Annotated in this window: 23 protein-coding genes; 18 read left to right on the top strand and 5 right to left on the bottom strand. The window is 37.0% G+C overall.

All coding sequences use genetic code 11. From position 1 onward, the window contains the following. Nucleotides 1-167 precede the first annotated feature (167 nt). Nucleotides 168-482 carry a hypothetical protein gene (locus tag ACFCYJ_RS22245; protein WP_376077155.1) on the bottom strand — a complete coding sequence of 105 codons (315 nt, stop codon included), beginning with the start codon at nt 480-482 and terminating at the stop codon, nt 168-170. A gap of 115 nt (nt 483-597) precedes the next feature. Further along, on the bottom strand, nt 598-1,152 hold the full coding sequence (locus ACFCYJ_RS22240; RefSeq protein ID WP_376077152.1) for an SLOG family protein: 555 nt from the start codon (nt 1,150-1,152) through the stop codon (nt 598-600). Between the two features lie 585 nt (nt 1,153-1,737). On the opposite strand from ACFCYJ_RS22240, the gene ACFCYJ_RS22235 reads away from it, so the two are divergent. From ACFCYJ_RS22235 to ACFCYJ_RS22220, 4 genes are all read left to right on the top strand, one after another. Continuing rightward, the gene (locus tag ACFCYJ_RS22235) at nt 1,738-2,466 is read left to right on the top strand and encodes an amino acid ABC transporter ATP-binding protein (RefSeq protein ID WP_376077150.1); all 729 of its coding nucleotides are present in this window, start codon (nt 1,738-1,740) and stop codon (nt 2,464-2,466) included. A gap of 34 nt (nt 2,467-2,500) precedes the next feature. Next, nucleotides 2,501-3,316: a transporter substrate-binding domain-containing protein gene (locus ACFCYJ_RS22230; protein ID WP_376077147.1), complete on the top strand. Its 816-nt coding sequence runs from the start codon at nt 2,501-2,503 to the stop codon at nt 3,314-3,316. A gap of 244 nt (nt 3,317-3,560) precedes the next feature. Then, the gene (locus ACFCYJ_RS22225; protein ID WP_376077145.1) at nt 3,561-4,214 is read left to right on the top strand and encodes an amino acid ABC transporter permease; all 654 of its coding nucleotides are present in this window, start codon (nt 3,561-3,563) and stop codon (nt 4,212-4,214) included. Between the two features lie 15 nt (nt 4,215-4,229). Continuing rightward, a complete protein-coding gene (locus tag ACFCYJ_RS22220; RefSeq protein WP_376077142.1) occupies nt 4,230-4,877 on the top strand; it encodes an amino acid ABC transporter permease in 648 nt (215 codons plus the stop codon). Between the two features lie 230 nt (nt 4,878-5,107). On the opposite strand, the gene ACFCYJ_RS22215 is transcribed toward ACFCYJ_RS22220, so the two are convergent. Then, nucleotides 5,108-6,280: a DUF418 domain-containing protein gene (locus tag ACFCYJ_RS22215; protein WP_376077139.1), complete on the bottom strand. Its 1,173-nt coding sequence runs from the start codon at nt 6,278-6,280 to the stop codon at nt 5,108-5,110. Nucleotides 6,281-6,383: 103 nt separating this feature from the next. Between ACFCYJ_RS22215 and ACFCYJ_RS22210 the strand changes: the two genes are divergently transcribed. Next, nucleotides 6,384-7,085 carry a response regulator transcription factor gene (locus ACFCYJ_RS22210; RefSeq protein WP_376077138.1) on the top strand — a complete coding sequence of 234 codons (702 nt, stop codon included), beginning with the start codon at nt 6,384-6,386 and terminating at the stop codon, nt 7,083-7,085. Next, entirely contained in the window at nt 7,082-8,725 is a 1,644-nt protein-coding gene (locus tag ACFCYJ_RS22205; RefSeq protein WP_376077136.1) for a sensor histidine kinase, read from the top strand. Before ACFCYJ_RS22210 ends, ACFCYJ_RS22205 begins: the two co-directional genes overlap by 4 nt. Before the next feature lie 84 nt (nt 8,726-8,809). On the opposite strand, the gene ACFCYJ_RS22200 is transcribed toward ACFCYJ_RS22205, so the two are convergent. Next, entirely contained in the window at nt 8,810-8,998 is a 189-nt protein-coding gene (locus ACFCYJ_RS22200) for a hypothetical protein (protein WP_376077134.1), read from the bottom strand. Nucleotides 8,999-9,209: 211 nt separating this feature from the next. Between ACFCYJ_RS22200 and ACFCYJ_RS22195 the strand changes: the two genes are divergently transcribed. The 11 genes from ACFCYJ_RS22195 (at nt 9,210) to cydS (ending at nt 19,335) form a co-directional block, all read left to right on the top strand. After that, the gene (locus ACFCYJ_RS22195; RefSeq protein ID WP_376077132.1) at nt 9,210-10,403 is read left to right on the top strand and encodes an NAD(P)/FAD-dependent oxidoreductase; all 1,194 of its coding nucleotides are present in this window, start codon (nt 9,210-9,212) and stop codon (nt 10,401-10,403) included. Between the two features lie 25 nt (nt 10,404-10,428). Then, nucleotides 10,429-10,992: a helical membrane plugin domain-containing protein gene (locus tag ACFCYJ_RS22190; protein WP_376077129.1), complete on the top strand. Its 564-nt coding sequence runs from the start codon at nt 10,429-10,431 to the stop codon at nt 10,990-10,992. A gap of 21 nt (nt 10,993-11,013) precedes the next feature. After that, a complete protein-coding gene (locus ACFCYJ_RS22185) occupies nt 11,014-12,420 on the top strand; it encodes an MBL fold metallo-hydrolase (RefSeq protein WP_376077127.1) in 1,407 nt (468 codons plus the stop codon). 210 nt (nt 12,421-12,630) lie between these two features. Continuing rightward, nucleotides 12,631-12,969, top strand: a complete 339-nt coding sequence (locus ACFCYJ_RS22180) for a rhodanese-like domain-containing protein (RefSeq protein ID WP_376077125.1) — start codon at nt 12,631-12,633, stop codon at nt 12,967-12,969. Nucleotides 12,970-13,058: 89 nt separating this feature from the next. Continuing rightward, nucleotides 13,059-14,096 (top strand): PAS domain-containing sensor histidine kinase, encoded by a 1,038-nt coding sequence (locus tag ACFCYJ_RS22175; RefSeq protein ID WP_376077122.1) that lies wholly within the window; start codon nt 13,059-13,061, stop codon nt 14,094-14,096. Further along, nucleotides 14,093-14,725: a response regulator gene (locus ACFCYJ_RS22170; protein WP_376077120.1), complete on the top strand. Its 633-nt coding sequence runs from the start codon at nt 14,093-14,095 to the stop codon at nt 14,723-14,725. Before ACFCYJ_RS22175 ends, ACFCYJ_RS22170 begins: the two co-directional genes overlap by 4 nt. A 485-nt stretch (nt 14,726-15,210) precedes the next feature. Continuing rightward, nucleotides 15,211-15,360, top strand: coding sequence for a hypothetical protein (locus ACFCYJ_RS22165; protein ID WP_376077118.1), 150 nt, complete (start codon nt 15,211-15,213; stop codon nt 15,358-15,360). A gap of 590 nt (nt 15,361-15,950) precedes the next feature. After that, nucleotides 15,951-16,727 carry a sulfite exporter TauE/SafE family protein gene (locus ACFCYJ_RS22160; protein WP_376077115.1) on the top strand — a complete coding sequence of 259 codons (777 nt, stop codon included), beginning with the start codon at nt 15,951-15,953 and terminating at the stop codon, nt 16,725-16,727. A gap of 129 nt (nt 16,728-16,856) precedes the next feature. Next, nucleotides 16,857-18,200, top strand: coding sequence for a cytochrome ubiquinol oxidase subunit I (locus ACFCYJ_RS22155; RefSeq protein ID WP_376077113.1), 1,344 nt, complete (start codon nt 16,857-16,859; stop codon nt 18,198-18,200). Next, nucleotides 18,197-19,225: a cytochrome d ubiquinol oxidase subunit II gene (locus ACFCYJ_RS22150; protein WP_376077110.1), complete on the top strand. Its 1,029-nt coding sequence runs from the start codon at nt 18,197-18,199 to the stop codon at nt 19,223-19,225. The genes ACFCYJ_RS22155 and ACFCYJ_RS22150 overlap by 4 nt, the downstream gene beginning before the upstream one ends. A gap of 11 nt (nt 19,226-19,236) precedes the next feature. Continuing rightward, nucleotides 19,237-19,335: a cytochrome bd oxidase small subunit CydS family protein gene (gene cydS / locus ACFCYJ_RS22145; RefSeq protein WP_376077107.1), complete on the top strand. Its 99-nt coding sequence runs from the start codon at nt 19,237-19,239 to the stop codon at nt 19,333-19,335. A 132-nt stretch (nt 19,336-19,467) separates the two neighbouring features. Here cydS and ACFCYJ_RS22140 read toward each other — a convergent pair whose 3' ends face one another. Beyond that, on the bottom strand, nt 19,468-20,373 hold the full coding sequence (locus tag ACFCYJ_RS22140) for a TetR/AcrR family transcriptional regulator (protein ID WP_376077105.1): 906 nt from the start codon (nt 20,371-20,373) through the stop codon (nt 19,468-19,470). A 157-nt stretch (nt 20,374-20,530) separates the two neighbouring features. Between ACFCYJ_RS22140 and ACFCYJ_RS22135 the strand changes: the two genes are divergently transcribed. After that, entirely contained in the window at nt 20,531-22,045 is a 1,515-nt protein-coding gene (locus ACFCYJ_RS22135; RefSeq protein ID WP_376077102.1) for a DHA2 family efflux MFS transporter permease subunit, read from the top strand. Nucleotides 22,046-22,220 lie beyond the last annotated feature (175 nt).

Here is a 22,220-nt window from a genome sequence, read left to right as displayed (position 1 = left end):
ACTATATCAACAACCGACCAAGAAAATGTCTTGGTTGGAAAACTGCAAACGAGGCTTTTAATGAGCAATTGTTGCACTTAATTTGACAAATCATCGAATATAAAAAATGGGTTGTTATGTAAGAAACATAACAACCGACTTGAATGATTTGAAATCAATTTATCCCTTTATATTATTTTTACATAAAAATCTTTGCCATTAATGAGCTCGTTAATTTCAATGCCGTAATTAATTTTATAGTAATTAAAAATATGGCGCGCTAATCCAGAGTGTCCGTTTAAATATGTTCCTTTTTTAATCTCCCTACGAGGATTATGGAAATCAAAATACAAGCGAGAATCGTGGCACATTGTATCCAAAATTGCTTTAAACTCTTGTTCTTCAATATGAATTCCTCGTGTATATCTACATTCTCTGCGGTACGTATCATGAGAAACATTCACCGGCGACGACTCAAGAACCATTTTGATTTTTTTACTCAAATGTTAGCAGCTCCTTTTTAGAAATTAGCACTAAAGGGTAAAAAGCTTATGACTAATAGAGTTAAACTTATTTATTCCAGTATATAATTATCAGAAAATTATATCAATATTTTCCCTACCAATCTTGTTGCTGTATTTCTTCTGCTACTACTTGTAAATCATAAGCGGTAATCATTAAAAGTGTGTAATCGTGTGTCTCCATATATTTTTCTGCTAGACGTTTCATATACTTCGGGGAGCCTTCATTTTCTTCGTCATAAATTAGCAGCAGACCATCTGTATTTTGGATAATGAATTTATCTTTTTCGATAAATTGCCATGGAGCCTCGTATGGCTTTTTCGTTACACTCGTTACGAAGTCTGCTTGAGCTACTAAGGCTTGATATTTTTCTTTTTTATGATCCTGCCAATTTTTCTCCTGCTCTAAAAAAGGAGTGATCACAGCATATTTTAAATGAGGAAATTCATTTCTTAATGTAAGAATAACCTCAGCACCCCATGTTTCGACACCTTGCTGACCACTAATAATCACCCATTCTAAACCTTCATCGATCAATATGCGCAGACGGTTTTCGAGTGCTTTTTTTATGATGGCAATGCCAGGGTGCTTGTCATTAAAAATGCCTAATTCATGTGGTCTATAGCCTGCAATAACGACTCGCTGTATCAATAGGGAAACCTCCTAAGCTAAGCTTTATTTATAATAATTATACAATATGGAGAAATAGGAAGATAACGATTTTCCGTTAATACAGCAACAAACTTTAGCAACACTTATTGTGATTTTCCGGGAAGTATTTTTAGTATCAATTCTTTTTAAATCAATTCCGCCTTGGCGTAATTGTTGCTGTCGCATCGCGAAGATAAACAATACGTCCGAATGTTGAATTGTGCCCAGGCTGCGCGGTGTAGGTTGTTTTGTTAAATAAAGGATATACATTTTAATTATAACTATGTAATGTTGTTTTTATTGTTGTATAACAGATAAAGATGGATTGAACGAATCGGTTATTCTATATATTTTATCGGGAATAGCTATTTCTAAATAGAAATATTAGCGGTAATGTTATTTATTTTCTACTTTATGAATGATATATTATTTATATCTAAATAATTCATTTTTCTGAAAATATTGTTGCGTTTTGTCAATGATTAAGGTTATAGTTAAATTAAGTTAATTAATAATAAATTTCACATATTGAGTTATAACAGTATCTATGAATATAATATGCATTTTAGTAAGGGGTTTGATAGAGTGATTCGATTTCAAAACGTAAATAAGCATTATGGCGATTTCCATGTCTTAAAAGATATCAATTTGACCATTGAAAAAGGGGAAGTTGTTGTTATTATTGGACCTTCTGGCTCTGGAAAAAGTACTCTGCTTCGTTGTATCAATCGTTTAGAAACCATTTCTGATGGATTATTAGAGGTGAATGAAGTAGAGATCAGTAACAAAAAAACAGACATTAATGATTTGCGTAAAAATATTGGTATGGTATTCCAACATTTTTACTTATATCCACATAAAACGGTTTTACAAAATATTATGCTAGCTCCTATGAAAGTTTTGGGGAAATCGGAAGAAGAAGCGAAGAAAACAGCGTTATACTATCTGGAAAAAGTAGGTATACCTGATAAGGCAAATTCATTTCCATCGCAATTATCGGGGGGGCAGCAGCAACGTGTTGCAATTGCGCGTGGCTTGGCTATGAGTCCTGGCATTATGTTATTTGATGAGCCGACATCGGCGCTTGATCCTGAAATGATTGGAGAAGTATTGGATGTTATGAAAGCGCTAGCACGAGAAGGAATGTCGATGGTGGTTGTGACGCATGAAATGGGGTTTGCTCGTGAGGTGGCTGATCGAGTGATTTTTATCGATAAGGGTCAAATTTTGGAGGATGCTAATCCAGCTGAATTCTTTAGAGAGCCAAAAGAAGAACGTGCTAAATTATTCTTAAGCAGGATTTTTAATCATTAATAATTTTTAGAGAAAAGAATAGGGGGATTTTTTAATGTTTAAAAACAGAAAATTTTTAATGTTCATGCTATTGTCTGTACTTGTTCTAGCAGCTTGTGGTGGAGGCGATAAAGAATCAAAAGATAAAGACTCTGGGGCTAAATCGAAATCATCATTCGAAACTATTAAAGCGAATGACAAAATTGTATGGGGTGTTAAAAACGATACAAAGTTATTTGGTTTAAAAAATCCGAGTACTGGTGAAATTGAAGGTTTTGACGTAGATCTTGCGAAAGAGATTACAAAACTTATTCTTGGTGATGAGACAAAAGTTGAATTTAAAGAAGTAACGTCTAAAACACGTATACCTATGTTAAATAACGGCGATATTGATGCGATTATTGCAACGATGACGATTTCAAAAGACCGCAGTAAAGAAGTTGATTTCACTGATGTTTATTTCGAGGCAGGTCAATCACTATTAGTGAAAAAAGGAAGCCCGATTAAGAGTATTAATGATTTAGACTCAAAGACAAAAGTAATTGCTGTTAAAGGCTCTACATCGGCAATTAACATCCGTGAAAAAGCACCGAAAGCACAGGTTCTAGAGTTTGAAAACTATGCAGAGGCATTTACGGCATTAAAAGCTGGCCAAGGTGATGTATTAACAACGGATGACGCGATTCTATATGGTATGGCTTCACAAGATAATAATTTCGAATTAGTTGGTGGTCAATTCACAGAAGAGCCTTATGGCATTGCGATGAAAAAAGGTAGTGATGATTTTGTAAAAGCTGTTAACGACGCGCTTGCAGAATTAAAGTCAAGTGGTAAATATGATGAAATCCACGACAAATGGATTAAGAAATAATCCGTTGTAAAACGAATGTTAATGTAGCGAGCAGTCATATGAATAACCTCATGAATGTGATATTCAATAGGTGTATGACTGCTTGTTTCAATTTTGTTATTTAACTTTATTCAACGGGTGTTTATACACACCCGTTGAATAAAGTTAAAGCTTCTGATGGGGTTGCGAAAATTTTGAGACATGCCAATTCAAAATGAAAACGTAACTATATCGGCAGAGCGTATTGGATTGGAGTGAAAATTGAATGCTTGATTTTACTATTCTTACAGATAATATGGGGATGTTTCTTGAAGGTTTTAAAAATACTTTAATTGTAAGTCTTTTGGCATTGATTGGTAGTTTTGTTCTAGGAACATTGGTTGCTGTATTTCGTATTGCACCTATCAAACCTTTAAACTGGATAGGTACAATTTATGTTGAATTTTTCCGTAATATCCCGTTGTTAATTATTTTATTCTTCATCTTTGTGGGATTGCCAGTATTAGGTATTCGTTTAAGCGGATTCCAAGCGGGCACAATTGCGTTGACGGTCTATACTGCTGCTTTTATCGCAGAGGCTATTCGTGCAGGTGTTTTGTCTGTGCATAAAGGACAAACTGAGGCTGCGCGATCTTCAGGTTTAACGTATATCCAAACGATGCGCTATATCATTTTACCTCAAGCAATTAGAATTGTTATTCCACCATTAGGTAACCAGTTTTTGAATTTAGTGAAAAATTCATCGATTTTAACAATTGTTGCAGCAGGTGAGCTAATGTATCAGGGGGATTTGATCTCTTCAAGAACTTTCGTAACTTTTGATGTATATATTTTTATAGCACTTTTTTATTTAATTATTACGCTTCCGTTAAGCTATGGTGTTAATCGTTTAGAAAAAAGCTTAGCGAAGAGCAATTAGTAGGGGGTTAGATGGATGGATTTTATTGGAGCATATAGCCCTGATCATATTGTTTTCTTGTTGAAAGGTTTTTTGGTAACACTTGAAGTTGCGGGCATTTCTATTGTTTTTAGTTTCCTTCTCGGAGCAATTCTAGGTATTATTCGGTATACTAAAGTACCTGTATTGGCACAAATTTCTGCTGTTTTTATTGAAACCATAAGAAATTTACCGCTATTATTGATTATTTTCTTTGTATACTTTGCTTTGCCGGAAGTAGGAATTAAGTTAAGTATTACATGGTCTGCTATTTTAGCGCTAACGATTTTTGAATCTGCAATGCTAGCAGAAATTATTCGTAGTGGCTTAAACTCTGTACACAAAGGACAAATGGAGGCGGGGCGTTCGTCTGGTTTATCTTATATACAAACCTTATGGTATATTATTTTGCCGCAAGGGGTACGACGTATGGTACCACCGATTGTTAGCCAGTTTATTTCACTTCTAAAAGATACATCACTAGCGGTTGTTATTGCGCTACCAGAGATGATGCATAATGCACAGGTTCTTAATGCACAAAATATTAATTATATTATTCCGATTTTCATTTTAGTTGCTGTAATTTATTTTATTGTGAATTTTGCACTTTCTTTAGTTGCACGGCGTTTAGAATTGAATATGTAAATTTGGTGAAATGCCCAAGTGAATTGTAAATAAAGGGTGCTAAAATTTTGAACTCTAGCACCCTATATCAATAATACACCCCAAAGCTTTGATACATCAAAGTTTGGGGTGTGATTTTTATTTATAATCATTTTGTAATCTTCTAAAAAGCAAATAGTGTTAAAACTACGGCTACAGCAGTACAGATTCCTAAGAACCACCATGTATCTGTAAAGTCCTCTTTGGCGTCACTATTCATGTAAAGTACTTCCTTTCTGTTTTAATTTAATCTGTCCGTTCCAGGACCAATTCGTCCATACACGCAGTGCAGTTTCAAATGGTCCACGTTTAAATTTTTTGAAATAGGCAAGGCTGAAAACACATTGCAAGCTGTACACTATGATTCCAAATAAAATACCGCCAAATACGCCGAGCTTGCCGTATAAGCCAAGACCGTATCCATAAAATACTGTTGTACAAATAATGGTTTGCATTAGATAATTGGTTAAAGATAATTTACCGACACTTTCAAAAGCAGGAGCGAGACGTTGTACAGGGCGAGTTTTATATAGTAAAGCTGCAAGGCAGACATAGCCAACTGCTAATAATTCAGATCCACCTGTTAACAACATTCTGGAAAAATTGTTTTCTATAAAACTTAGACTTTTACATGCGAGCCCTATTGGAACAAGCAGAGCCCCAAGCTTATACCATTTCTTTTCGTCGTCCATATTCACAAAAGCTTGCTTTTTAGCGAGCCCCATGCCGAAAAGGGTCAATGCAGTGGTAACCATTGGTGCGAGAAAAATTAATAAGAAAAAGACTAAACCTGCATCATCCATGCCTGGAGGTAGAGCATTTGCACGGAAATCATAAATGTCTAAGTAGCTTCCATTAGCGTATACATTGTCGGCTTTCTCTATATAGGTTGCTATTTCTTTCTGTTCTTTTTTCGTTTCTTCTATGGAACCAAATGATAAGCTAGTAATAAGTAATAAGAAGATGCCAGCCCAAATAAATAAAGTTTTTGGTTTGCGATTAATAAATGGGATTAAAAACAATATCATAAAGCCGTAGGAAAATAAAATATCGCCATCCCATAAAAATGTTGAATGTAGTAAACCTAAAGCGATTAGCCCTGTTGCACGGCGTAAAATGGACCATCGACTCTTATCTTTTTTTCTACGAATAGATTCTATAAGTTTAATAAGAGAGAAGCCGAATAAAATGGTGAAAATCGGCATAAATGAACCTTCAATAAAGATTTTTACAAAGTACCAGGCGCCATTATCGAGGGCGGATAAATCTTTTAGTTCATCTTTGCCATACATGCCAAACTGGAAAATCAACAAATTTGCCATTAAGATGCCAAATAAACTAAATCCACGCATTGTATCTATGAAGGTAACACGGTTAGTTGTCATTGCGTTTTATCTCCTTAATTGGTTATCTTATACATAGTGTAGTTGGGAAAGCTTATGGTGAAATAATGACTACCTTAAAGTAATCTTAAAAGAAGGTGATAGTATGCAAGACGCATCAATTTTAGTATTAGAGGACGAACGTGCAATTGCAGAAATGATTGAAATTATCTTAAGAAAAGAAGGATTTTTAAACATTACTCTCTGCGAATCCGTTCAAGAAGCAAAAAAGAAAATTGAAATGAAGGTTTTTGATTTTTATCTATTAGATATTATGCTCCCGGATGGTAGTGGACTTGATATGGCGAATATGATTCGAGAGCAAAGTGAAGCACCTATATTCTTTTTAACCGCAAAAGCTAGTGATGCAGATAAGCTTCGTGGTTTTATGAACGGAGCAGACGATTATATTACGAAGCCGTTTAATCCACTTGAGCTTGTTGCGAGGGTGAAGGTCCAGCTTACAAGATATATAAAGAGAAAAGATGTACCCGAAAGTCATTTATTTTCATGCAGTCGATTTACATTCGATATCGATGCGGCAGAGGTGACTGTAAATGGCACAAAGGAAATTATTAGCGGTAGGCTATTTTATTTATTGAAATATTTATGTGAAAATGCAGGGCAAGTGTTATCGAAGGAGCAAATTTACGAGCGCGTGTGGGGTGATTGTTTGTTTGATGATAATACCGTGATGGTGCATATTCGAAAACTGCGAGAAAAAATAGAAAAGAATCCAGGTAAACCAACCTGCATTATTACTGTGAGGGGGATTGGTTATAAACTTGTTGGAGATGTTCCTTCATGAAGCCAGCTAGAAGATTAACGCTTCGTTTTGTATCTTATTTCATCATTTTTTATTTACTAATCATTACAGGCTTTATTATAAGTTTGGTGTTTTTTGCAATCTTTATCAATCGTCATGTTGGTGACGATATTCATATAATGTCTTCCTCTGAAATTAAAGATGATGCTGTCGTAGAAAAAGGGGAATCTATTAAGATTGCTGATTATTTAGTAAAGCGAGCAGGGGAGAACTTAGGGCAATTATATTTGTTCAATCAATCGATGGACATTGTTGATTACACGGGAGACACATGTGAACTATGTAGTATGACAGATAACGAAATAATGGCTCTTAAACGGCCAGGGATGCACACGTGGGAGATTCCTAAATATCATTTGTTATTCCTCCCGGCTTTACCTGTTCAACCGCTTTTTGAGGAAGTAGTTCGGGATTGGAAGGATAAAGGAGAGGTTTCTTCAGAACTGCTCCAGCGTTTACAGGATAAGAAGGCCTCGGTTGAAATCTACAATGAGCAGTGGGATCGTGTAGAAGTCATTGGTGAGCGCTATAAAAAGCTCTATAAGCCCCAATTGCTGGAAGAGAACTACGATATTTTTGAGTATAAAGAGCTTTCGCGAAATGTTCTTTTAGAGGATGGCTCGACACTAGTTGTACGTATGCCAAACCCATCATATAAGCCATTTGACGAGCCTTTTAATAAAGCGATGGTTTTATTTGTTTCCGTCTTCTTTGGCGGACATATTATATTGTTAATAGGGATCCTCTTTTTATCGGTTAGTATTTCCCGTCAATTTGTTCGTCCACTTGTTTATGTCTTATCTCGTATCGAGCGATTAACTCAGTTTGACTACAGTAAAGTAAGAGATAAAAGTATCCATCATCGGAAGACAGGGAAGTTAAAGAGGAAATTTAAATTATTTCAGCCAGTGGATGAATCGATTAATAATTTATCAGAACGTCTTTCCTCCAATGAAAGACAGATTAAGCATGCAGAGCAATTACGGGAGGAATGGATAACAGGCTTATCCCATGATTTAAAGACACCGTTAAGCTCTATTTATGGTTATTCAACAATGCTTGCTTCTGAAGACTATGAGTGGACAAAGGAAGAAATGCGCGTCTTTGCAACTACGATGCAGGAGAAGGCAACGTACATGGATGCCCTTATACAAGACTTAACATATACGTACCAATTAAAAAATAAAGCGATACAGCTTGAAAAAGTGTTAATCCCACTCAACGTATGGTTACCTCAATTTGCAGATGAACAAGTGTCTGTAAATGTTTATGGTGATGTTGTGCTGGAAGCGGACGAGCTTTTATTAAAGCGTATTTTAGATAATCTTATTACTAATGCTAAAAAGTATACGCCTGACGGTACAAAGGTGAACGTAGAAGCGCAAAATATAGGCCTGGAGATTATGCTGACAATTGCCGACCAAGGACCAGGAATTCCCCAAGAGGAGCTTGATAACCTCTTCGGGCGATATTATCGAGGTACGAATACTACGGACGATACAACGGGTACAGGTCTCGGATTGGCTATTACGAAGCAGTTAATCGATTTACACGGGGGTACCATTAGTGTCCAATCAGGAGCGGAAGGTACAGTTTTTGTATTGAAGTTTAAATGTAAGTAGTAGGTTTTGCATATCATCAAAAATTGGGGATGATATTTGCTAAAGCGTAAGTTGATTGGAGTGAGGATGGGCGACTCTTTAGGTTCATAGTTGCGGATTTAAGCTACTTTTCATCGGGGTTCCAAAACCCGCTGAAAAAGAGGAACTCAGGCTAAAACCTTCACATCCTGTAAAAACGCCTGGGTGACCAACTTCGTGTTGTTGTTGTTGTCGCTTCGCTTTCACAGACAAAATCCAGTTGCTGACGCTACGCTTAGCCGATTTGAGACGCAATTATGCCGAGGCATAATTGATAAAGTAAAACACTGTTAATTTGGGCAGTACAAGTGATGAAACATTCACCTTGTACTGCCCTTTTTGTGATGTTGACCATTGAAGTGTAAGTTTTTAGGGGATTACCCCTATATGAACGGCTCTCTCTTAAAACTATTATTAAGGTGTAAAAGGTGTATACGAAAGACAGCATGATAAGGAGGATATACACATGAAGACTTCTTTTAAAGTAGTCATCGTTGGAGGAGGAACTGCTGGTATTTCAGTAGCGGCACGCTTACTTCGTCAATCTCATTCGCTTCAAGGGGAGATTGCCATCATAGATCCGGCAGAAAAACATTATTATCAACCACTCTGGACATTGGTGGGAGGTGGTGCAGCAAATAAGTGGGACTCTGAACGTGAGATGCTTTCTGTTATCCCTGAAGGAGCTGTTTGGTTAAAAGAGGCTGTTAGTAGTTTTGATCCCAATCAAAATCAGGTAATAACATTAAACGGTACAACATACACGTATGATTTTTTAGTAGTTGCTGGTGGGATAGAAATTAACTGGGGAGCTATTAAAGGGCTGAAAGAGGCACTGGGGACTAAAAGTGTATGTAGTAATTATTCTTTTAAGCATGTGGATTATACGTGGGAAACGATCCGCAATTTTAAAGAAGGGACTGCATTGTTTACACATCCAAACTCTCCAGTAAAATGTGGCGGTGCTCCACAAAAAATTATGCATTTAGCAGAAGACCATTTTAATAGAGTCAATGTACGTGACAATATTAACGTTATTTTTGGTTCGGCTAATCCGGCAATTTTTGATGTTTTGAAATATCGTGAAGCACTTGAAAAGGTAATAGAGCGGAAAAATATTGATGCTCGATTCCGTCGTAATTTGATTGAAATTAAGGCTGAAGAAAAAATAGCTATTTTTGAAAATTTAGATACAGGCACATTAGAAGAAATTAAGTACGACATGATTCATGTGACACCTTATATGTGTTCACCCGAATTTATACGGACGAGTGCATTAGCAGACGAATGTGGCTGGGTAGATGTCGACAAGTTTACTTTGCAGCATAAAAAATATAGCAATGTGTTTGGAATAGGTGACAATGCCAATCTACCAACATCCAAAACGGGTGCAGCTATACGCAAGCAAGCTCCTATAGTTGCACAAAATCTTATTGCTTTAATGCGACAACAACCAATGACGCAAATGTATGATGGCTACTCTTCTTGCCCAATTGTAACAGGCTACAACAAACTGATATTGGCGGAGTTTGATTACAATAAAGAGCCTGTCGAATCTATGCCTTTCAACCAGGCAGTGGAAAGATCCAGTATGTATTTCATGAAAAAGGATTTACTACCTGTTATGTACTGGGATGGGATGCTAAAAGGCACTATGTAATTACGAATGAAGGGAGGCGACAGGCGTGGCTAATGCAACGGTATGTATGAGCGAGGAATTATATCAAATACTCGAAACGCTTGAGAAACCAGAAGTTCGACACTCTTTACAGCGATTATTGGAAAAATTACCGAATGTAGAGCAAACGATAGAATCAGCAGAAAATGTAGTGGATTTTGGAAAATCAGTACTAACGGATGACAAGACCGTAGATAGATACGAGCAATTTGTTGCTACTTATAATGTAGGATCAGAAACGATAACGGCTATTGTACAGCTAATGGAGAAATTGCCAAAGCTTGTTCAAATCATTCATCAGTTAGAAAACATTATTGATTTTGTCACAGTAGTACTTCAGGATAAGCAAACAACAGACTATACAATGAATAATTTAAAGAGCTATGCCGATCCATATGTTGAAAAAGGAAAGACAGGTTTGGATTTCTTAAAAATGGTACAGCAAAGAGCAGAAGAAAAGCCTCAGCATATTAATGTTTTTTCAATTGTTAAATGGATGAAAGATCCTTCTGTTCAAAAATCACTTAATTATGTCCAATCTGCATTAGATATTTTAAAAGAAAAAAACTAAGTATAAAGGGGAGTTTTACACATGTTATTACGATATTTTTACGATGAAAAATTAGCACACGCTTCTTATGTTGTGGGATGTCAGGCGAAAGGTGAAATGGTCATTGTTGACCCGATGCGTAATATTGAGCCCTATCTTGCATTAGCAGAAAAAGAAAAGATGCAAATTGTTGGTGCGTTAGAAACGCATATCCATGCCGATTTTGTAGCTGGGTCTCGTGAGTTAGCAGACCGTGTTGGAACAACGATGTATATTTCCGACGAAGGGGATGCTGATTGGAAGTATCAAAACCTTGAAGGAATTCCTCATCAATTATTAAAAGATGGTGATGAATTTACTATAGGTAATCTTATTTTTAAAGTTATGCATACACCAGGACATACGCCAGAAAGTATCTCCTTCTTATTAACGGATCGTGGAGGTGTAGCAGATAAGCCAATGGGGATTTTTACAGGTGACTTTGTCTTTGTAGGTGATATCGGACGCCCTGATTTGTTAGAAAAGGCTGCTGGTATTCAGGGTACATCACTATCTGGTGCAAAAGCGATGTTTAAATCATTAGAACGTTTCAAGGCTTTACCGGATTACATGCAAATATGGCCAGCTCATGGAGCGGGTAGTGCTTGTGGCAAAGCATTAGGCGCTGTGCCATCTTCAACAGTTGGGTATGAGAAGCAATTCAACTGGGCTATGCAATTTGATGATGAACAAAAATTTATTGACGCGTTACTAGATGGTCAACCGGAACCTCCTTATTATTTCGCTGTTATGAAGCGTGTTAATAAAGTAGGAATAGAACTTCTTAAGAACTTACCACCAGTAAAGGCAGTGTCAAACTATGAAGAGATTACTCAACTTCTTGCAGAAGGGAAGCAAGTGATTGATACTAGACCGGCGGAAGATTTCTCACAAGGGTTTATCACAGGTACACTAAACATCCCTTACAATAATTCATTGACCAATTGGGCTGGTTGGCTAGTAGATTATACAAAGCCATTATATTTACTAATTAATCCTTCCCAACTAGATGATATTTTAATAGCATTACGTTCTATCGGTATCGACAATGTTGTTGGCTATGGAGATGTGACGAAAGTTTTGGAAGAGGCTACTTCCCTAGACAGTTATGAAAATATAACTCCTTTAGAAGCAAAGCCGTTAATTGAAAGTGAAAAAGTTCATGTGCTTGATGTGCGCAATCAAACAGAATATGATGCAGGGCATATTGAAAATGCTCAACATATTATGGTTGGTACACTAGCTAGACGTCTAGATGAATTGCAAACAAATAAAAAAATTGTTGTTCAATGTCAAGGTGGTGCTCGTTCTGCAATTGCTGTAAGTGTACTAAAAGCAAATGGCATTCACGACATTGTAAATTTAACGGGTGGCTATATGGCTTGGCAACAAGAGGTAGTGACTAAATAAATGAGGTTGTTCTAAAAGAAAAATAGCATACTAGTAATCCTAGTCTGCTATTTTTTTCTTTGCTTAGTACTTCCGAGAGGCATCTTTTGAAGATGGGGAGTGGAAATCGTCATTTTAAATCAAAGATTTTAGTAAGGCGTTGTGAGATTCGTCAATGGAAAGTTAAACGGATTTAGACAACCTTTTTTTCTCGGTAAAAGGGGTTAAAAAATGATTATTGTAAGTTTGAGTATATTCCTTCTTTTTATTGGTAGAATTATTTATAAACGGCATATCCCGGTGCGTCAAATACAGGAGTGTTTACTACAAGAGTTGAAAGTGGGGATGGTGATAGTAGATGTACGTGATTATAATGATTCTTACAAATCACCTACACCAAATGCATTAAATTTACCAATTGCCTATTTAGTACGTCACATGCATGAACTACCCAAAAAGCCCCTTCATATTATTGCGTCAACACAGCTAGAAAAAAATATGAGTGTTCGTATCATTCGTAAAGCGGGGCATGAAGTGAAGAGTTATAGCATGATAGAAGAAAAAGTATAGGGCAAAGTATGCGGATTAGTAACAAGTAAACCTAAAGCCTCCGGACGTAATTATGCCGAGGTATAATTAATACTAGGAGTGTGTTTAGATTGGAGAAAGAACAGCTAAAAAATAAGTATTTACAGCAAATATTTCAATATATTCAAGATGGCATCATCATAATGAATCACAACCGTGAAATTTTAATGATGAATCCCTCGGCGAAGCGGTTATCGGGATGGGAATTAGGAGATCGAGTGCCCTTTTGTTCATTTTGTGAAAATCGTCAAAAATCTCCAAAAGAACATACATGTTATTTAATAGAGCATAATGAGGTTCCCTATTTTTTATCGAAAATGCCGACGTATCATGGGAGTAAGATAGACGTTGAAATGAGCACGGCGCTGATGTATACAGATAGTAAAACAAACGAGCAAGAATTTCTTCTTGTATTGCGCGATCAGACCCTTCAGTTAAAGGAAGAAGAGGCTCGCATTTCAAAGCTAATTATAAAAAAGCTAATTGAGGCAAAAGAGGAAGAACATAAAAGGCTTGCGCAGGAATTACATGATGGCGTTGGTCAGTCATTGTATACAATATCTGTTGCATTGCAAGCGATAGAATCTTATGTCAAAGACAATGAAAGACTAAATACGTATATCGAAGAAGTACGCAATGAGCTAGAGCAAGTAATGAATGATATTAAATTGTACTCCTATCAGCTTCGCCCACATAGCATAGATCAGTTAGGAATTACACCTACATTAAGCACCCTTGTCGATTCAGTGCAAAAGGTACATCCTGATATTGCTATATCGTTAGAAACAGATTTTGAGGAACGTTGTCATCCATCTGTAGAAATCAATATTTATCGCGTCGTGCAGGAAGCTTTACACAATGTTATTAAATATGCAAAGGCCTCTAAAGTCGTCATTCGACTCGAAAAGAAAGCTACAAATTTATCACTCTATATAGAAGATAATGGCGTAGGGTTTGATCTACAGTACTTGAAAAAAGAAGGGCTCGGTTTAAAGCATATGGAGGAGCGAATTACACTGTTAGGCGGATTTTTTAATATTACTTCAGCTCACAATAAAGGTACACAAATTAGTATTCAAGTACCTAATTGGAAGGATGACTTTAGATGATTCGTGTTTTAGTAGTAGATGATCATGTGCTAATCCGTAAAGGGATTGTTCTTTTATTGGAAAATTATATAGATATAGAAGTTGTAGGTGAAGCGGGTGATGGAGCGGAGGCAATCACTCAGGCAATTTCATTAAACCCAGATGTCATTTTAATGGACGTATCCATTCCACATGGGTTAGATGGATTTACGGCTACTCAAGAAATTCATAAGCAAATGCCTAACGTGAAAATTATTATGTTAACAATGCACAATGAAGTTGCTTATATTCAAAAAGCGATTGCTGTTGAAGCCCATGGTTATATTTTAAAAAATAGTCAAGGTGGAATTCTCTACGAGGCTATCCATGCTGTATATAGTGGTCGCATATATTACAACGTGGGTATTCCTCAGGAGCAGATGGATAAATTATTTGAACATAAGGGGCAAGAAGATCAATGTATTTTAACTGTGCGTGAGCAGGAGATAATGAGGTTAACAGTTCTAGGGTATACGAATATCCAAATTGCTGGGCAGCTATATATTAGTAGTAAAACGGTTGAAAATCATAAATCAAATATTATGCAAAAGCTCAATTTAAGTAATAAAGCTGAGCTTATTCAGTATGGGCTTGCAAATAACTATATGTAACAACTTGTTGCTGTAAGAAGCTGGTGAATATTAACCTGTGACGTATTGTGTATATTAATATCAGACGTGTTGATTAACCATTTTTATCCACTTTAATTATTTAGAAGACGCTGATTTCCGCTACGGGCTACTCGCTTTCCTGCGGGCGAGCGTCGAGCCGCTTCCTTCGCTGTTGTTGCTGCCGCTACGTTAGCACTACGCTTTCGCACAGAAAACATCCGCTCCGTGCAGGGTCTCGTCTGTCTCGCTTTTCCCGCGGGAAGCTTTGCTCTGCGACGAAAGCGAAGCGACAGGAGCACTCGAGTAGCCCTCCGCTACAATCAGCAAAAATGGGGACACATAAGCAAAATATCAACAAAAAAATCCTTTTATCGCTCAATAATAAACCTATATTTTCCTAATCGACACGCCTGTATTAATATATTACTTTTCGCAAAATGAGGGTCGATTTACGTTCCGGCTGGGCGCTTTCCAGGGGGCGTCCGATGAGCCGCTTGGGCCAACAGAAGGTTGGTCACGAAGGCGTTATCACAGGACGTGATGCTTTTAGCCTTCGTTCCTCTACTCCGCTTGCGCTCCAGGGTCTCATCTGTGACGCTGATCCCCAAGGAGTCGCCCAGCCTCCGCTCCAATAAACCAATATGTATCTCCTGGCATGCCACTCTAATTTATAGTGATAAAACGAAACTACAGCAACAACGATTTGTCTGTGCGGGTATTTTATAGGAGCGTCGAAACCATCTCGTTTTCCCTCATGGTGAGGCTTGCCTTAGGTGGAAAATAATTAAAAATATCCTATTATAATTTAGGCGGGATCATTTTAGTATGTTAATCATAGCTATAATACTAATTTGGTTCAGCTTTTCAACTCATACTGATGGTGAGGAACTGTTGATTTTTCACGGAGAGTGGCGACTCCTGCGGGATGAGCTTGCGCTGAAAGCCCCGCAGGAACGTAGTGACGAGGAGATTGAAGCCAAGCCCGCGGAAAGCGCCAACTCGGAGTGAAAATCAACCTTTGTTTATTGATACACATTATTTTATATTTATTCTTTTGTCGACAAGCTGAGATCACTCAAACGATGAGTGGTCTTTTTTTATTTCTATTCAAAATAATTTTTAATATTGTCACAGTGAGTAAAGCTAATAGTGGAAAACCCCTATATGTCTGAAATTGCAGCAGGACTATACTGAAAGCACATGAATAAAAGGAGATGCAAGAACGATGGATATTACATTTATAATTGTGATTTTCCTGATTGGATTCGTTGGCTCATTTGTGTCCGGTATGTTGGGCATCGGCGGTTCAATCATTAAATACCCAATGCTACTATATATACCGCCACTTTTTGGTTTAGCAGCATTTTCAGCACATGAAGTTTCAGGTATTAGTGCGGTACAAGTGCTTTTTGCTTCGATTGCAGGTGTTTGGGCATATCGAAAGGGTGGCTATCTTAATAAGCCTCTCATTATTTATATGGGAGGATCCATTTTAGCCGGTAGCTTTGTTGGGAGCTACGGATCACAGTTTTTATCTGAAAACGGTGTGAATGTCGTATACGGTATTTTAGCCTTGATTGCAGCTGTGATGATGTTTATACCTAAGAAACAAATTGATGATAAGCCATTGGATGAAGTAACCTTCAACAAGCCGTTAGCGGCAATTTTAGCATTTATTGTTGGAATTGGTTCTGGGATTGTTGGTGCTGCAGGTGGTTTCTTACTTGTTCCGATAATGCTTGTAGTGCTCGGTATTCCAACACGGATGACGATTGCAACAAGCCTAGCCATTACGTTTATCTCATCAATTGGTGGAACAATCGGTAAGTTAATGACAGGGCAAGTCGATTACTATCCTGCAGTCATCATGATAGTGGCAAGTTTACTGGCGGCTCCTCTTGGCGCAAAAATAGGAAAAAAAATGAATACGAAAATTTTGCAAAGTATTTTAGCCGTACTCATCTTAGCGACAGCGATTAAAATTTGGGTGGATCTATTATGATGAAAAAACAAAAAGTGGTTGCCTATAAGTCACATGAAAAAAAGCTAATAATTATAAGTTTTTTAGTAGCGGGGATAATGTTTCTTTCAATCATTGGAAGAATTTTTGGTACCTAGGAGATGAAATTAAATGAATGATTCAGCTGTAATGTGGAGTCGGGCCTTAACAGAGTTAACATTGTCATTCCATATCATTTACGCAACAATTGGCGTCGGTATACCTTTAATGATCATGATTGCTCAATGGGTTGGATTAAAAAATAATGACGAGCACTATTTATTACTAGCAAGAAGATGGGCAAGAGGGTTTGTGATTACTGTGGCAATCGGGGTTGTCACTGGTACTGCGATAGGATTGCAGCTATCACTACTATGGCCAAGCTTTATGGAGTTGGCGGGTCAGGTGATCGCATTACCATTGTTTATGGAAACATTTGCGTTCTTTGTTGAAGCGATTTTCTTAGGGCTTTATTTATATACATGGGATCGATTCAAAAATCCAAAGAGACATCTATTATTATTGGTCCCGGTAGCTATTGGTGCTTCTATGTCGGCCGTTTTTATTACGATTGTGAATGCCTTTATGAATGCACCGCAGGGCTTTGATCTTGTAGATGGAGAGCTTGTAAATATTCAACCAGTATTAGCAATGCTAAATCCTGCAATGCCAACGAAGGTAGCGCATGTATTAGTAACATCTTATATGACGTCAGCATTTTTATTAGCTTCTATTGCTGCTTATCGTATGCTACGAGGATCGAAGCATGTGTATCATAAAAAAGCATTACATCTTTTATTGAAACTTGGACTAGTATTTTCGCTAGCAGCACTGATTGTAGGTGACTTTTCTGGGAAGTATTTAGCGGAATATCAACCAGAAAAATTAGCTGCTGCTGAATGGCATTTTGAAACAAAAGAGGATGCTTCGCTTATGTTATTTGGAGTATTAGATGGAGAAGAGGTAAAATATGCTATCAAAATACCGTACGCATTGAGTGTATTGGCGCATAATAATCCTTTTGCAGAAGTGAAAGGTTTAGATCAATTTCCCGAGGACGAACAGCCGCCACTTTATATCCATTATTTGTTTGACGTCATGGTAGTTATCGGAACTTTACTAATTGTCGTTGCAGCTATTTATGTGCTAGGAAAGTGGCGGGGATGGAAGTTTATTTCTTCAAAAAGTTTTAAGAGAATAGTAGTAGCAGGTGGTCCGCTATCGCTTATTGCTGTTGAGGCAGGATGGTGGTTTGCGGAAGTAGGGCGTCAGCCTTGGATCCTTCGTGGTTATATGAAAACGGCGGAAGGTGCTACAACAAGTGGTCAAGTCGATACCATGCTAATACTATTTGCAGGGCTGTACATTGTATTAGCGATAGGAAGTAGCGTAGTACTTATTCGTATGTTCCGTAACAATCCGATTGAACGTGAAATTGAAGAACATAAACAAGTGGAAGGATGTGCAGAACAATGAGCTTAGAGATATTAGGAATTTCGGTACTGTGGTTATTTCTATTCGGCTATGTCATTGTTGCGTCCATAGACTTTGGAGCGGGCTTCTTTAATGCTTATAGTGTCTTAATTGGTAAAGATCATATATTAGCAAATGTTATTAAGCGCTATTTATCTCCGGTGTGGGAAATTACAAATGTCTTCCTTGTATTTTTCTTTGTTGGAACGGTAGGCTTCTTTCCTCAAACGGCTTATTATTATGGCACAATTTTGCTAGTGCCAGTCAGTATCTCATTAATATTAATTGCAATTAGAGGGAGTTATTATGCATTTGAATCCTACGGTGGAAAAGGTGGACATATCGGATATACAATGATGTACGGAATTACTGGTTTATTTATACCTGCATCTCTATCTATTGTATTAACGATATCTGAGGGAGGGTTCGTAAAAATTGTAAATGAAGAACCGCATTTACAAATTGCTAAACTTTTCACCAATCCGTTAACGTGGTCTATTGTGCTATTAAGTATAGTGGCAGTTTTGTATATTTCAGCTGTTTTCCTAACATGGTATGGGAAAAGAGCACGAGATGAACATGCTTCTAATTTAATGAGAAAGTATGCACTCGGTTGGTCTTTGCCGCTCATAATAAGTGTAATAGGGATTATGGTGGAGTTAAAGGGACATGTGCCTGAGCATTATGAAAATATGTTAGATCTGTGGTGGCTTTTCGCCATTTCAGGTGTGCTATTTCTTATAACACTAATTCTTTTATTTAAAAAGAAAAACTATGGCATAGCTGTCTTTTTAATGGTTGCTCAATTTGGATTTGCATTCTTCGGCTATGGTATTTCACATTATCCGTATTTACTGTATCCGTATATATCAGTCTATGATAGCTTTACAAATGAAACAATGGCAATTGCATTAGTGATAGCGTTTGTTGGAGGATTGGTTCTACTCATACCTTCACTTTATTTAGTAATGAAATGGTTTGTGTTTGATCGTGATTATGCTTGCGGTAAACATGATCACCATGCATAGGGGGAACTATAATGAATCAATTTATTATTTTGTACGCACCTTTTCTTGTAGTAGCTATTAGCATTATGATTGGTTTTTGGATAGGGCCGAAAGATCGTCAAGTTAAGTAATTGCAGACGCTAATCTAAAGGAGTCTGTTTTATCGTATTAATTAAATAGGATAGAAGCTCAAAAAAAGGGGCTATATGGAAAGTCGTGAGTGTTTGACTTTCTATATAGCTCCTTTTGTTAGTGTGGTTAATTTACTTCATGCAGCGCTCTGATGGCCGCTCAATTTTTACGTAGCGCCATAAACTATTAGCGATATCACGTGCCTCTTCTGCGTGTTCGGTTCCAACGAATGCTTTACGGAAAGGTGTAAGAAGTGATTCGATGATAAAGAGCTTTGGCTTTTCGCGCTGTAGTTCCTCTAATAAGAATTCCACATACTCTAAGCCTTCCGCTGTTTCATTCTTAGGCAATCCTTTTTTAAAGCCTGTTAATTGCTCGATGACCGTTTCCTTATCAACTGTTTTATAGTTCGCGACGTTTTGTATCGTGTTGATCATTTCCGTACTAATGAGGATTTCTTTTGATTCAAGCATAACGGGTATAATTACGCTAATATTGCGTAATGCTACACGTACAATGGCTTCGCGATTTATATATTTATAATCAGCAATTAAGACAGCACGTATTGAAAGGTTAATCATACCAAGTGTTTGCACAGCACATTCGTAGCTAATTGGACTAACTTCTTCTCCGAAAACTTGAACAAGTCGATTGGCAAGCCACTCCAGTTCTTGTAAATGATAGTTTAAAATAATTTTTTTCAGTTCATTATCACGAGAATGGAAAACCGATTCGAAAATTTGAATTAAATTATGTTCTCGATTGACATACATGAGTACCGCAACTTGCTGTGTTAATACTTCCAAATCAGTAGGATCTTTGCCGTAAAGAAGTTCGTGGCGGCGATTACTTGCCTCCTCACGCCCTTCATCTAATATGGCGATTAAGCATTCATTTTTAGAAGAAAAATGATTATAAAATGTACCCTTTGAAATTTTAGCTGCACTAATGATGTCGTTAATCGATGCATCTACGAATCCTTTTTCAATAAAAAGAGCACGAGCAGCAGTAATGATTTGTCTTTTTCTTTTGTTCATAACCTCACCTTTTTTAAAATATTATACTCTTATTCTATAGTTAAAACGCCTATATATCAATATTTATAAAAAATATAATCTTAATTCTTGAAAAAAGTAGACTGCGAGTATAAAATAAGTTTTATCGAAAAAAACAAGAAAGAATTGAGGGATATAAATGAATAGTGGTCAAACACTGCAAAAGCCCCCCTATGGCATGATTGGTATTTTATTTGTGGGTGCTTTTGTTGCTTTTCTTAATAACACATTGTTAAACGTTGCGTTACCAACAATCATGAAAGATTTTGACATAACGTATTCAAAGGTACAATGGCTAGCAACAGGTTATATGCTTGTAAGTGGTATTTTAGTACCTGCTTCAGCATTCTTCGTAACACGCTTTAAAAATAGACATTTATTTATTGTAGCGATGTCAGTCTTTACAATCGGTACAATTATGGCTGGCTTTGCACCTAACTTCGGTACGTTACTTGCAGGTCGTATGGTGCAAGCAGCAGGTGCTGCAAGTATGTCACCACTTTTAATGAATGTAATGTTAATTAGCTTCCCAAAAGAAAAACGTGGGGCGGCAATGGGTATTTTTGGTTTAGTCATGATTACAGCACCAGCGATAGGTCCTACATTATCTGGATATATTGTTGAACATCATGATTGGCGTATGCTATTCCAAATGATTATTCCGTTTGCGGTTATTAGTTTATTATTTGGTATTTGGAAATTAGAAAACGTGATGGAAACACGTGAAGTTCATTTAGATTTTCCTTCAGTACTATTATCAACAGTTGCGTTCGGTGGTATTCTATATGGTTTCAGTACTGCAGGGGATAAGGGCTGGTCAAGTCCTTGGGTATATGGCACAATTTCAGTTGGCCTTCTTGCTTTAATCATCTTCATATTTAAACAACTACGTATGGATCAGCCTTTACTTGAATTACGTATTTATAAATATCCAATGTTTGCACTGGGATCAGCTATCTCGGTTATCGTCTCAATGGCTATGTTCTCGGGGATGATTTTAACACCTGCTTATGTACAATCGATTCGTGGAATTGATCCATTTGAAGCAGGCTTAATGATGCTTCCTGGGGCACTTGTAATGGGAATTATGTCGCCGATTACAGGGAAACTTTTTGATAAATTTGGACCGCGTCTATTAGCGGTTATCGGTTTAACGATTACAACAATTGCGACATTCGGTTTAACAAAGTTAGAATTAGATTCAAGCTATACATTTATCGTGTCTATGTACACAATTCGTATGTTCGGTATGTCAATGGTTATGATGCCAATTATGACAAACGGTTTAAACCAATTACCACAAATGATGAACCCACATGGTACAGCCATTAATAATACTTTACAGCAAGTGGCAGGGGCGATTGGTAGTGCTGTGATGGTAACGTTCATGAATAACCGTACAAAAGCAACAGCCGAAGATTTAATTGCAGAAGCAAAAGCCAATGCAGCGCAATCAGGTGTTGCAGCAACGCCAGAACAAATGCAACAAATGCAGGATCAGATTACACAAACTGCTTTATTAGATGGTATTACACACTCATTCTTAATAGCAGCTTGTGTTACAGTCCTTGCGCTAGTGCTTGCCTTCTTCCTAAAACGTGTAAAAATTGAAAGCTCAGCGGCTTCAGTGGATTTGAAAAAACCAACTAAATAATTTTGATATATAGACCTGTTAGTAGAATTTTTCTTCTAACAGGTCTTTTATATGATTTATCGATAAATGAGGCAATTTGGGTGATAAATCGTAATTAGTAGTCAATAAACTTAAAAAGTTGGTCGATAAATCAAAAAATGTAGGCGATAAATTTTTACTTATTGAGTATTACATG

Source organism: Lysinibacillus sp. NPDC056232 (assembly GCF_042267565.1).
Taxonomy (GTDB): Bacteria; Bacillota; Bacilli; order Bacillales_A; family Planococcaceae; genus Lysinibacillus.
The sequence above is the reverse complement of the archived record's forward strand: the minus strand, read 5'-3'. Positions and strand labels throughout refer to the sequence as shown.